At 64.4% G+C, this 13,188-nt stretch carries 7 protein-coding genes; all 7 read right to left on the reverse strand.

The genetic code is table 11. The features are described 5' to 3' along the window. Window positions 1–255 precede the first annotated feature (255 nt). Window positions 256–1,743 carry an efflux transporter outer membrane subunit gene (locus tag MKK04_RS15195; RefSeq protein ID WP_207837723.1) on the reverse strand — a complete coding sequence of 496 codons (1,488 nt, stop codon included), beginning with the start codon at window positions 1,741–1,743 and terminating at the stop codon, window positions 256–258. After that, a complete protein-coding gene (locus tag MKK04_RS15200; protein ID WP_207837721.1) occupies window positions 1,740–4,847 on the reverse strand; it encodes an efflux RND transporter permease subunit in 3,108 nt (1,035 codons plus the stop codon). The genes MKK04_RS15195 and MKK04_RS15200 overlap by 4 nt, the downstream gene beginning before the upstream one ends. Further along, window positions 4,844–7,942 carry an MdtB/MuxB family multidrug efflux RND transporter permease subunit gene (locus tag MKK04_RS15205; RefSeq protein ID WP_207837719.1) on the reverse strand — a complete coding sequence of 1,033 codons (3,099 nt, stop codon included), beginning with the start codon at window positions 7,940–7,942 and terminating at the stop codon, window positions 4,844–4,846. Before MKK04_RS15205 ends, MKK04_RS15200 begins: the two co-directional genes overlap by 4 nt. Next, window positions 7,939–9,261 (reverse strand): MdtA/MuxA family multidrug efflux RND transporter periplasmic adaptor subunit, encoded by a 1,323-nt coding sequence (locus tag MKK04_RS15210; RefSeq protein ID WP_233694437.1) that lies wholly within the window; start codon window positions 9,259–9,261, stop codon window positions 7,939–7,941. The genes MKK04_RS15205 and MKK04_RS15210 overlap by 4 nt, the downstream gene beginning before the upstream one ends. 343 nt (window positions 9,262–9,604) lie before the next feature. After that, the gene (gene tpx, locus MKK04_RS15215) at window positions 9,605–10,105 is read right to left on the reverse strand and encodes a thiol peroxidase (RefSeq protein WP_233688276.1); all 501 of its coding nucleotides are present in this window, start codon (window positions 10,103–10,105) and stop codon (window positions 9,605–9,607) included. Between the two features lie 167 nt (window positions 10,106–10,272). Further along, a complete protein-coding gene (locus MKK04_RS15220) occupies window positions 10,273–11,553 on the reverse strand; it encodes a serine/threonine transporter (RefSeq protein WP_207837713.1) in 1,281 nt (426 codons plus the stop codon). Between the two features lie 350 nt (window positions 11,554–11,903). Then, complete coding sequence (locus MKK04_RS15225) at window positions 11,904–13,100, reverse strand: amino acid aminotransferase (RefSeq protein ID WP_063915003.1); 1,197 nt, start codon at window positions 13,098–13,100, stop codon at window positions 11,904–11,906. Between the last annotated feature and the right edge of the window lie 88 nt (window positions 13,101–13,188).

A 13,188-nucleotide genomic window follows, 5' to 3' on the forward strand; every position in this document is an offset into this window, starting at 1 on the left:
CGGGAGGCCCGGAAAAAGCTGACGATTGTACTCAAGCTTAAGCGAAACGCACGGGGTTTTTGCGAATGGGAAAGGACCCAAAGGGAAGACGCCATACGGCCTCGCAGAAATGCATTCTCTTTTGTGGGAGCGGCCTTGTGTCGCGACAGGGCTGCGAAGCAGCCCCAGCAATATCAGCCATTGTGTCGAGAACCTGGGGCCGCTTTGCGGCCCTGTCGCGACACAAGGCCGCTCCCACAAAGCACTGCGAATATTTCAATCCTGCTCGGCAAACGCCTGTTCCGCATCCCAACCACCGCCCAGCGCGGCAACCAGCTGCACGCTGGCCACCAGGCGCCCCTGCAGCAGGTTCAACACACTGCGCTCGTTGCTCAGCGCCGTGGTCTGCACGTTGACCACATCCAGGTAGCCGATGAGCCCGGCGCGGTACTGGTTCTCGGTCAGGCGCAACGACTCGCGGGCGGCATCCAGTGCCTCCTGGCGCACTACCGCTTCATCGCCATACACCTTCAACTGCACCAGCAGGTTTTCCACTTCCTTGAAGCCGTCGAGCACGGTCTGGCGGTACTGCGCCACGGTCTGGTCATACACCGCCACCGTGCGGTCCACCTCGGCACTGCGCTTGCCGGCGTCGAACAAGGTCAGCGCCAGCTGCGGGCCCACCGACCAGTAGCGGTTGGGCAGTTCGATCCAGTTGCTGAAGCTGCTGCTGGAATAACCGCCACTCATGCTCAGGCTCAGGTCCGGGAAATACGCCGCCCGCGACACGCCGATATTGGCGTTGGCCGCCATCACGTTGCGTTCAGCTGCAGCGATGTCCGGGCGTCGCTCCAGCAACTGCGAGGGCAAGGCCACCGGAATTTGCGGCAGCGCCGGAATGGCCTTGCTGTCGGCCAGGGCGAAGTCGGCGGGGGTCTTGCCCAGCAGCACGGCAATGGCGTTCTCGAACTGGGCGCGCTGCCAGATCAGGTCGATCAGGTCAGCCTGGGTGCTCTTGAGCTGGGTACGCGCCTGGGCCACCGCATCAGGGCCGGCGACACCGGCGCGGTACTGGTTTTCGTTCATCCGTAGCGAACGTTCATAGGCTGCCACAGTGGCTTCCAACAGCCGCTTCTGCTCGTCGATCACCCGCAACTGCAGGTAGTTCTGCACCAGTTCCGACTGCTGGCTGAGGCGGATCGAGGCCAGGTCGGCCAGGCTGGCTTCGGCACTGGCTTGGTTGGCATTGAGGGTCTCGCGCAGCTTGCCCCACAGGTCGATTTCCCAGCTGACGCCAAGCTGGGCGTTGTAGGTGTTGCGTATGCCGCTGCTGTTATTGGACAGGCTCGAGCTGGAGCTGCCGGTGCCCTGTGCCGAACGGGTCTTGCCGACGCTGAGGTCCAGACTGGGGAACAGCGCCGCCCGGCTGCTGCGCACCAGCGCCTGGGCCTGGCGGTACTGAGCCTCCGATTGCGCCACGGTCTGGTTGCTGCGGTTGAGCTCTTCGACCAGCGCATTGAGCCCGGCATCGCCGTAGATTTCCCACCAGGCGCCGCGGGCGATGGCATCGGACGGCGTGGCCTGGGTCCAGCCTTCGGCGTGCTTGAACTGCGCCGTGCTGCTCAGCTCCGGGCGGTGGTAGTCCGGGCTCAGGGTGCAGGCGCTGAGCAAGGCGACGCACAACCCGGCGCTGAGCAGGCGCGAGCCACGCCCACGGGTCAGCGTCTGCAGGGCGCGATGAAGTGGGGTCTGGGCAAAAGTCATAGCGGGGTTTCCAGGGCGGCGTCGGTGCGCACGCCGCGCCAACGGTTGAAACGGTGACGCAGGCGGTCCAGGTACAGGTAGACCACCGGTGTCGTGTAAAGGGTGAGGATCTGGCTGAACACCAGGCCGCCAATGATGGTCAGGCCCAGCGGCTGGCGCATTTCCGCGCCTTCGGCGCGGCTCAGCAGCAGCGGCAAGGCACCGAGGATGGCCGCCAGGGTAGTCATCAGGATCGGCCGCAGGCGCAGCAGGCAGGCCCGGCGGATCGACTCTTCCGGTGTCAGGCCCTGGTGGCGCTCCAGCTGCAAGGCCAGGTCGATCATCAGAATGGCGTTTTTCTTCACCACGCCGATCAGCAGGAACAGCCCCAGCAGCGAGATCAGGCTGAACTCGCCGCCGGTGACGTACAACGCCAGCAAGGCACCGACGCCGGCCGAGGGCAATGTCGAGAGGATGGTCAGCGGGTGAATGTAGCTCTCGTAAAGGATACCCAGCACCAGGTAAACCAGCACCAGCGCGCCAAGGATCATCAGCGGCTGGCCTTCCTGGGTCTTGGCGAAGGCATCGGCAGAACCACCGAGCTTGGCGATCACTTCCTCGGGCAAGCCCAGCTTGGCCACCGCACGCTCCAGCGCCGCCATGGCCTGGTCGGGGCTGTAGCCTTCGGCGACATCGAAGGCGATGCTTTCGGCGGCGAACTGGCCTTCGTGGCTGACCCGGTCGTTGGCCAGGCTGTTCTCGTAGTGGGCGATGGTCGACAGCGGTACGCGGGCACCGTCGGCAGTAATCACCTGCACCTGCTCGAGGGTGCTCGGGTCCCAGGCGTACTTCGGGTTGATCTCCAGCACCACCTGGTACTGGTTGAGGCTGTCGTAGATGGTGGAAATCTGCCGCTGGCTGTAGGCGTTGTTCAGCACCGTGGTGATCATGTCCATGTCGATGCCCAGGCGCTTGGCCTGGTCGCGGTCGACCACCAGGGTCACCTGCTGGGTGCCGGCACCGTCGCGGGCGTCGATGGCAGTCAGCTGCGGCAGTGTACGCAGCGCCGCCACCACTTTCGGGAACCATTCGCGCAACGCCGCCAGGTCGCCGCTCTGCAGGGAGTACAGGTACTGCGAAGAAGTCTGGTCACGGCCGCCGCCGCCCAGTTGCAGGTCCTGGTCGGCCATCAGGAACAGGCGCCCACCAGGTACCTTGGGCATTTCCTTGCGCAAGCGCTCGATCACCTTCTGCGCATCGATCTTGCGCTCGCTGATCGGCTTCAGGCGTACCAGCACAAAGGCATTGTTGGTCCCGCTGTTGCCACCGATGAAGCCGGCAACGCTCTGCACCGCCGGGTCGGCCAGCAAGGCACGGCGGTAGATTTCCATTTTCGGTTGCATCACGCTGAACGACAGGCCATCGTCGCCACGGATGAAGCCCATCAGCTGGCCGGTATCCTGCTGCGGCATCAACGTCTTGGGCACCACCACGTACAGGGCGATGTTGATAGCGATGGTGGCCAACAGGCTGATCAGAGTCAGGCGCTTGTGACGCAGGGCCCAGCCCAGGCTGCGGTCATAGGCCTCGACCATGCGCTGGTGCAACTGGTCGCTCCAGCGCTGCAGGCGGGTCTGCTCGGCCTGGTGTGGTTTTAGCCAACGGGCGCACAGCATCGGCGTGAGGGTCAGCGACACCACCAGCGATACGATGATCGCTGCCGCCAGGGTGATGGAGAACTCCTGGAACAGGTTGCGCACGATGCCGCCCATGAACAGGATGGAGACGAACACCGCCACCAGCGACACGTTCATCGACAGCAAGGTGAAACCCACTTCCTTGGCCCCGAGGAAGGCCGCCTTCATCGGCGGCTGGCCGTCCTCGATGTGCCGGGAGATGTTCTCCAGCACCACGATGGCGTCGTCCACCACCAGGCCGGTGGCAAGGATCAGCGCCATCAGCGACAGGTTGTTGAGCGAGAAACCGCACAGGTACATGACCGCGAAGGTGCCCACCAGTGACACCGGCACCGCCAGGCTGGGGATCAGCGAGGCACGCAGGCTGCCGAGGAACAGATAGACCACCAGAATCACCAGCACCACGGCGATCAGCAGGGTGTGCTCGGCTTCCTTGAGGGTGGCCTTGATCACTGGCGAGCGGTCCATGGCCACGTTCAGTTGCACGCTGGCCGGCAGCAGCGACTGCAGGGCCGGCAGCTGTGCCTTGATCTGGTCGACCGTTTCGATGATGTTGGCGCCGGTCTGGCGGTTGACCACCAGCAATACCGCGCTCTGGTCATTGAAGAAGCCGCTGTTGTAGCGGTTCTCGACGCCGTCGGTGATGCTCGCCACGTCGGACAGGCGCAGGATGGTGCCGTTCTGCTGGCGGATCACCACCGGCTCGTAGTCCTTGGCGCTTTCCAGCTGGTCGTTGGCACGCACCTGCCAACTGCGCTCGGCGTCCTCGACAAAGCCCATCGGCCGGCGCTGGTTGGCGTTGGATACCGCCGTGCGTACTTCATCCAGAGAAAGGCCGTACTGGTTGAGCAATTGCGGCTCGACGGCAATCCGCACCGCCGGCAGCGAACTGCCGCCGATCTGTACCTCGCCTACCCCCGGTACCTGGGCCAGGCTCTGCGACAGGATGGTGTCGGCCAGGTCGTACAGCTGGCCTTTCTGCAGCACGTCCGAGGTCAGCGACAGCACCATGATCGGTGCCTGCGACGGGTTGATCTTCTTGTAGGTGGGCATGCTGCGCATACCGCTGGGCAGCAGGTTGCGGGTGGCGTTGATCGCTGCCTGCACCTCGCGCGCCGCGCCGTCGATGTCGCGGCCCATCTCGAAGCCGATGATCACCCGTGTGGAGCCCTGGTTGGAGCTGCTGGTCAGCGTGGTTACGCCGGCAATGCTGCCCAGCTTGCGCTCCAGCGGAGTGGCCACGGTGGCCGCCATGACTTCCGGGCTGGCGCCGGACAGGTTGGCCGACACCACGATCACCGGGAAGTCCATCTGTGGCAGCGGTGCCACCGGCAGCAGGCCGAAGCTGACCCCGCCCAGCAGCATGATCGCCAGGCTCAACAACATGGTCGCCACCGGGCGACGGATGAAAGGACCGGACAGGTTCATGCCTCGGCCTGCTTCACGTCAGTGGCCGGGCGCCAACGGCGGGCCAGGCGGTCGAAGTACAGGTAGATGACCGGGGTGGTGAACAGCGTCAGCACCTGGCTGACCAGCAAGCCACCGACCATCACCAGGCCCAGCGGCTGGCGCAGCTCGGCGCCGGAACCAGTGGCGAGCATCAGTGGCACGGCGCCGAACAGCGCGGCCAGGGTGGTCATCAGGATCGGCCGGAAGCGCAGCAGAGCGGCCTGGTAGATGGCATCGCGCGGGCTCATGCCTTGCTGGCGCTCGGCCTCGAGGGCAAAGTCGATCATCATGATCGCGTTTTTCTTGACGATGCCGATCAACAGGATGATGCCGATGATGGCAATCATGCCCAGGTCGTTGCCGCTGATGAGCAAGGCCAGCAAGGCGCCGACCGCCGCCGACGGCAGGGTCGAAAGGATGGTCACCGGGTGGATGTAGCTCTCGTACAGCACGCCCAGCACGATGTACATGGTCACCACCGCCGCCAGGATCAGCAGCAAGGTGCTCGACAGCGATGCCTGGAAGGCCTGCGCCGCGCCCTGGAAGCGGGTCTGCACGCCCAGCGGCATGCCAATGTCCTTTTGCACCTGCTCGATCACCTGCACCGCCTCGCCCAGCGACGCGCCGTGGGCCAGGTTGAACGACAGGGTCACCGCCGGGAACTGGCCGATGTGGGAAATGGCCAGCTGGGCCTGGCGCTGCTCGATGCGCGCCAGCGCCGACAGGCGCACCTGGCCACCATCGGTGGCCTTGACGTGGATCGACTCCAGCGCCTGCGGGCCAATCACCGCCGCATCCTTGGACTGCAACACCACGCGATACTGACTGGCCTGGGTGTAGATGGTCGAGATCTGGCGCTGGCCGAAGGCATCGTACAGGGCGTTGGTGATCTGCGACACGCTGATGCCCAGGCGGCTGGCCATGTCGCGGTCGATCACCAGGTACACCTGCAGGCCCTTGTCCTGCAGGTCGCTGGCCACGTCGGCCAGTTCCGGACGCTGCTGCAGCGCCTGCACCAGCTTGCCGCTCCACTGCGCCAGCAGCTCGGCATCCGGTGACGACAGGCTGAACTGGTACTGGGTACGGCTGACCCGGTCTTCGATGCTCAGGTCCTGCACCGGCTGCATGAACAGGCGGATGCCCACCAGCCGGTCGACTTGCGGTTGCAGGCGGTCGATCACCTCGCTGGCAGTGACATTACGCTCGCCATGAGGCTTGAGGTTGATCAGCAGGCGGCCGCTGTTGAGCGTGGCGTTGTCACCATCGACGCCGATGTAGGACGACAGGCTCTGCACTGCCGGGTCCTGCAGGATCACCTTGCTCAGGGCCTGCTGGCGTTCGCTCATGGCGGCGAACGATGTGGACTGCGGCGCTTCGGAAATGCCCTGGATCACCCCGGTGTCCTGCACCGGGAAGAAGCCCTTGGGCACCACCATGTACAGGAACACGGTGAGCGCCAGGCTGGCCACGGCCACCAGCAGCGTCAGCGGCTGGCGCTTGAGTACCCACTGCAGGGCGCTGCCGTAGTGCCTGATCAGCCAGTCGATCCAGGCGCCACTGGCGCGATAGAACCGGCCCTGTTCTTCTTCCTTGGGCTCGCGCTTGAGCAGGCGCGCGCACATCATCGGCGTCAGGGTCAGCGATACCACCAGGGAAATCAGGATGGCCACCGCCAGGGTGATGGCGAACTCACGGAACAGGCGGCCGACCACATCGGCCATGAACAGCAGCGGGATCAGTACCGCAATCAGCGAGAAGGTCAGCGAGATCAGGGTGAAGCCGATTTGCCGGGCGCCCTTGAGCGCCGCCTGCATGGGCGTCTCGCCCTCCTCGATGTGCCGGGAGATGTTCTCCAGCATCACGATGGCATCGTCGACCACGAAGCCGGTGGCGATGGTCAGGGCCATCAGCGTCAGGTTGTTGACCGAGAAGCCGGCCAGGTACATCACGCCGAAGGTGCCGATCAGCGACAACGGCACGGCGATCGAAGGAATGAGGGTGGCACTGAAGCGGCGCAGGAAGACGAAGGTGACCATCACCACCAGGGCGATGGCGATCAGTAGTTCGTGCTGCACGTCCTTGACCGCGGCGCGGATGGTCTGAGTGCGGTCGGTGAGCACCGAAACATCGAGGCCGGCCGGCAGGTTGTCGGTGATCGACGGCAGCAGGGCCTTGATGCGATCGACCACTTCGATGACGTTGGCGCCCGGCTGGCGCTGGATGTTCAGCAGCACCGCGTGGTTTTCATTGGCCCAGGCAGCCAGGCGCTCGTTTTCCGCGCCGTCGACGATTTCGGCCACGTCCTTGAGACGCAGTGGTGCGCCGTTGTTGTAGGCCAGGATCAGGTTGGCGTACTCCTCAGGGGAGCGCAGCTGGTCGTTGGCGTCGAGCATCGACACCCGGGTCGGGCCGTCGAAGTTGCCCTTGGGCTGGTTGACGTTGGAGGCGCCGATCAGGGTGCGTACGTCCTCCAGGTTCAGGCCGTTGGCGGCCAGGGCATCGACGTTGACCTTGATCCGCACCGCCTGGCGCTGGCCACCGGCAATGCTGACCATGCCCACACCGCTGATCTGCGCGAGCTTCTGTGCCACGCGGGTATCGACCAGGTCGTTGAGCTTGGGCAGCGGCATGGTCTTGCTGGAGATGGCCAGGGTCAGCACCGGGGTGTCGGCCGGGTTGACCTTGTTGTACACCGGCGGCGCTGGCAGGTCGCTGGGCAGCAGGTTGCTGGCGGCGTTGATCGCGGCCTGCACCTGTTGCTCGGCAACGTCCATGTTCATGTCGAGGTTGAAGCGCAAGGTCAGCACCGAGGCGCCGCCGGAGCTGGTCGAGGCCATCTGCTCCAGGCCCGGCATCTGGCCGAACTGGCGTTCCAGCGGCGCGGTAACGGCGCTGGTCATGACCTGCGGGCTGGCGCCGGGGTACAGGGTCATGACCCGGATGGTCGGGTAATCCACCTGCGGCAGAGCGGAAACCGGCAGCAGCTTGTAAGCGATCAGGCCGGCCAGGACGATGGCCAGCATGCTCAGCGTGGTGGCAACCGGCCGCAGGATGAACAGACGCGAGAGGTTCATGCGCCCGCCTTGCCTGCTGCGCTACCAGGCTGTGCTTCACCAGGCTGCACATCACCAGCGCGTGCCGAGCCCTTGGCTTCCTGGCCTTGCAGCTGCTGGCCCGGCGTGGTCGGCACTTGCGAGCTGTCTTCGACCACTTCCACCTTGGTGCCTTCGCGCAAGCGGTCGGTGCCTTCCAGCACCAGGCGGTCGCCGGCCTTCAGGCCTTCGAGGATGACGCTGTTCTGGCCGTCGCTGGCCCCCACCTTGAGCTTTCGCACATTGACCTTGCTCTCGGCGTTGACCACATAGGCGAAGGTGCCGTCGTTACCGAACTGGATGGCCGCCGCCGGGGCCATGGTCACCTGCTTGAGGGTGTCGGCCAGCAGGCGCACGTTGACGAACTGGTTGGGGAACAGGGCCAGGTCCTTGTTCTCGAAGCGGCCCTTGAACTTGAGGGTGCCGGTGGTGGTGTCGATCTGGTTGTCGATGCTGCCCAGCACGCCGGTGGACTGCAGCTTGCTGTCACTGCGGTCCCAGGCCTCGACCGGCAGGCTGGCGCCGCTACGGTAGCGCTCCAGCACGGTGCTCAGCTCGGTTTCCGGCAGGGTGAAGGCGACGCTGATCGGCTCGGTCTGGGTAATCACCACCAGCGCAGTGGTGTCGTTGGCCGCCACCAGGTTGCCCAGGTCGAGCTGGCGCAGGCCCACGCGGCCGTTGATCGGCGCGCGTATCTGGGTGAAATCGAGGTTCAGGCGAGCGTCGTTGACCTGCGCCTGGTTGGTCTTCACCAACCCCTGGAACTGCGCCACCTGCGCTTCGGCGGTGTCGAGGGTTTGCTTGGCAATGCTGTCTTCGGCGTACAGGCCTTTATAGCGGGCCAGGTCGACCTGGGCATTCTTCAGCTGCGCCTGGTTCTGCGCCAGGGTGCCTTCGGCCTGTTGCAGGGCAATGCGGTACGGGCGCGGGTCGATCTCGGCGAGCAGGTCGCCGGCCTTGACCTGCTGGCCTTCCTTGAAGTGGATCTTCACCAGCTCGCCAGCCACGCGGCTACGCACGTTGACGGTGTTGGTCGCGGTGACTGTGCCCAGGGCCTTGTAGTACAGCGGGAAGTCGCCCACCCGCACCGGCTCGACGCGCACCGGCACCGGGTCGCTGGAGCCGCCGAAGCCCGGCCGCCCGCCCATCATGCCCATGCCCTTGCCACCGCGCCCGCCACTGGCTTCTTTATGCGCAGGTGTCGCTGCCGGCCACAGCCACCAGGCCAGTGCAGCCACCAGCAGCAGGATCAGCAGGCCGACGAGCCAGCGACGAGGGGAACGGGAATTGGACGCTTGCATGGGTTGAACGAACCTTGTTCGGAATGACGACTTGGGGAGGATGAACGATAAGCACTGACATCGTTTTAGCAAAGCGCCTTTACCAGAGGTTTACCTTTGCCTGACGTTGCCAAGGGTTTGAACTTTAAATGAAAACGGCCCGGAACGTGTTCCGGGCCGTTTACAGGGTGTTGCTTGGAGCAGGTAGCGGGCTAAAAGGTTTCCGCTGCCTGTGCCGGCCCCTTCGCGGGTAAACCCGCTCCCACAGGTACTGCACAGGTTTCAAAGCCTGTGAAATCCCTGTGGGAGCGGGTTTACCCGCGAAGGGGCCAGAGCAGTATTCAGCCGCCCTGCCCCACAACCATTACTTCAGTACGGCCAGCGCTGCTTCGTAGTTCGGCTCATCAGCGATTTCGCCAACCAGCTCGCTGTGCAGCACCTTGTCGTTTTCGTCCAGCACCACCACGGCACGGGCGGCCAGACCGGCCAGCGGGCCATCGGCAATGGCCACGCCGTAGTTTTCGAGGAACTCGCGGCCACGCAGGGTCGACAGGTTCTTCACGTTGTCCAGGCCTTCGGCACCGCAGAAGCGTGCCTGGGCGAACGGCAGGTCGGCGGAGATGCACAGCACCACGGTGTTGGCCACATCGTTGGCCTGGGCGTTGAACTTGCGCACGGAAGTAGCGCAGGTCGGGGTGTCGACGCTCGGGAAGATGTTCAGCACCTTGCGCTTGCCGGCAAAGTCTTTCAGCGACTTGTCAGCCAGGCCTTCACCGACCAGGGAGAAAGCCGGCGCCTGGGCGCCGGTTTTCGGCAGTTCGCCTTTGACCTGAACCGGGTTGCCTTTGAGAGTCACTTGAGCCATGACGAAATCCTTATGCGGGGTTTGAAAAGGACACTGAGTTAAGCATGAAGGCGGTCGGGTGCCTATGGGGGCAGGTAAAATTGTTCTATTGCCGGACAATTCCTGTGGACAAAAAAATGCCCGGGTCGCGACAAGCGACCCGGGCATTCGTCATTGCAGGCGGTGTATCAGCCGAGCAGGCCGTATACCACCGAGGTCAGCGCAACCAGGCCGACTACCACCACGAACACGTTGGAGGCAGCACCGCTGTACTTGCGCATCGACGGCACGCGGCGAATGGCGTACATCGGCATCAGGAACAGCAGCACCGCGAGGATCGGGCCGCCGAGCGACTCGATCATGCCGAGGATGCTCGGGTTGAGGGTGGCGACAATCCAGCACACTACCAGCATCAGCGCAGCAACCACGCGATCCAGGGCCTTGGCACCCGGGCGAGCGCCGGCCTTGGTGATGATGCCCTTGAGGCCTTCGCTGGCGCCGATGTAGTGGCCGAGGAACGACTTGGCGATGGCCACGAAGGCAATCAGTGGCGCAGCGAACGCGATGGTCGGGTTGCTGAAGTGGTTGGCCAGGTACGACAGGATCGACAGGTTCTGCGCCTTGGCCTCGGCCAGCTGGGCGCTGCTCAGGGTGAGCACGCAGCTGAACACGAAGAACAGCACCATCACCACCATCAGCAGGTGGGCTCGGCGCAGGATCTGGCCGCTACGCTCATCGGCATGCTCGCCGTAGCGGCGCTTCTGGTCGACGGCAAAGGCGGAGATGATCGGCGAGTGGTTGAACGAGAACACCATCACCGGAATCGCCAGCCACAGGGTGTGCAGGAAAGCCGAGGCCGGCGGCACCTGGGCGGCGCTGTCGAGAATGCCACCGGTCCAGTGCGGCACCAGGTAAAGGCCCAGCAACGCCAGGGCAACGATGAACGGGTAGACCAGCAGGCTCATGACCTTGACCGTGGCCTGCTCCCCGCAGCGCACGATGGCCAGCAGGCCGAGGATCAGCACGAACGACAGGATGGCCCGTGGCGGCGGCTGCATGTGCAACTGGTGCTCCAGGAAGCTGGACACGGTGTTGGTCAGCGCCACGCTATAGATAAGCAGGATCGGGAAGATCGCGAAGAAGTACAGCACCGTGATCGAGGCGCCGGCGGTGATGCCGAAGTGCTCCTTGACCACTTCGGTGATATCGCCGCCATCGCGCCCGGAAAGGACGAAACGGGTCAGCCCGCGGTGAGCGAAATAGGTCATTGGGAAGGCCAATATGGCCAGGATCAGCAGCGGCCAGAAGCCGCCGAGGCCGGCGTTGATCGGCAGGAACAGGGTTCCGGCGCCGATCGCTGTGCCGAACAGGCCCAGCATCCAGGTGGTGTCGTGACGCGACCAGCTGCCGAGGGTGGCGGGGGTCGATTCTGCAAAGCGTTGTTCAACGCTTGGGGCCTGCTCATTCATTCCGGGTGAAGCTCCACTCGCAAGACTGCAACAGGCTGAGAATGGCGAAATAGACGTTTCGCCCAACTCAACCGAAAAAGGGAGCGCGATTGTGCACGGAAAGGTTGCACTTGCGAAGCCCTTTTCCGAGGAGCGGTTGCACTTGTCTTTACAAGCGGGTTATGCCGGTGGACTGCAGGGGGGATTTGGGAGGTGTGGGAGCGGCCTTGTGTCGCGAAAGGGCCGCAAAGCTACCCCGGCAATATTCGCGGCGAAGCTGCAAACGCCGGGGGCGCTGCGCCCCCCCTTTCGCGACACAAGGCCGCTCCCACAAAGGCCACACTGCCACAAAGGCCGCGGCCCCGTGGGTGTTACTTCTGGACGGCGGCGAAGGCTTCGGCAACCCGTTGCAGGTTGGCCGGGCGCAGGCCGGACATGCATACGCGGCCGCTGTCGATCAGGTACACGCCGAACTCGTCACGCAGGCGACGCACCTGCTCGACGCTGAAGCCGGTGTAGCTGAACATGCCGCGCTGGCGCAGGAAGAACTGGAAGTCCTGGCCCGGCAGCAGCACGGCCAGGGCATCGACCAGCGCCTGGCGCATGTCGAGGATACGCTTGCGCATCACTTCGACTTCCTCGGCCCACTGGGCATTGAGGGCGGCATCGCTCAGCACGCCAGCGACCAGCTGGGCGCCGAAGTTGGGCGGGCTGGAGTAGTTGCGGCGCACGGTAGCCTTGAGCTGGCCGAGCACGCTCTGGGCAGTGGCATCATCGTCACAGACCACCGACAGGCCACCGACCCGCTCGCCGTACAGCGAGAAGATCTTCGAGAACGAGTTGCTGACCAGGCACGGCACACCGGCGCGGGCCATTTCGCGGATGGCGTAGGCGTCTTCCACCAGGCCTTCGGCAAAGCCCTGGTAGGCGATGTCGAGGAACGGGATCAGTTGGCGTGCCTTGACCACTTCAACCACTTGTTGCCACTGGTGCTGTTCCAGGTCGGCACCGGTGGGGTTGTGGCAGCACGGGTGCAGCAGCACCACGCTGTTGGCCGGCAGGGTCTGCAGGGTGGCCAGCATGCCATCGAAGTCCACGCCACGGGTGGCCTGGTCGAAGTACGGGTAGGTGTGCACCTTGAAACCGGCGCCTTCGAAGATGGCGCGGTGGTTGTCCCAGGTCGGATTGCTGACCCAGACTTCGGACTGCGGGAAGTAGCGCTTGAGGAAGTCGGCACCGACTTTCAGGGCGCCGGAGCCACCCACGGTCTGCACGGTGGCCACGCGCCCGCCGGTCACGGCCGGGTGATCGGCACCGAACAGCAGCGCCTGGATCGCCTGGCGGTAGCTGGCCAGGCCTTCCATCGGCAGGTACAGCGAGGCTTCGTGGTCCTGGCCGGCGATGCGTTTTTCCACCGCATCCACAGCCGCCAGTTGCGGCACCACGCCGGCCTCATCGTAGTACAGGCCGATACTCAGGTTGACCTTGTCGGCGCGCGGGTCGGCCTTGAAGGTTTCCATCAACGAGAGGATCGGGTCGCCGGCATAGGCATCGACATGTTTGAACACAGCGTGCAGCTCCTTGGATCAGGACAGTTCGAAAATGCAGCCCTGAGCATACCCGGAGTGCGGGCTCAGGAACATCAACTATTGTGCA

The sequence above is a fragment of the Pseudomonas sp. LS.1a genome, assembly GCF_022533585.1.
Taxonomy (GTDB): domain Bacteria; phylum Pseudomonadota; class Gammaproteobacteria; order Pseudomonadales; family Pseudomonadaceae; genus Aquipseudomonas.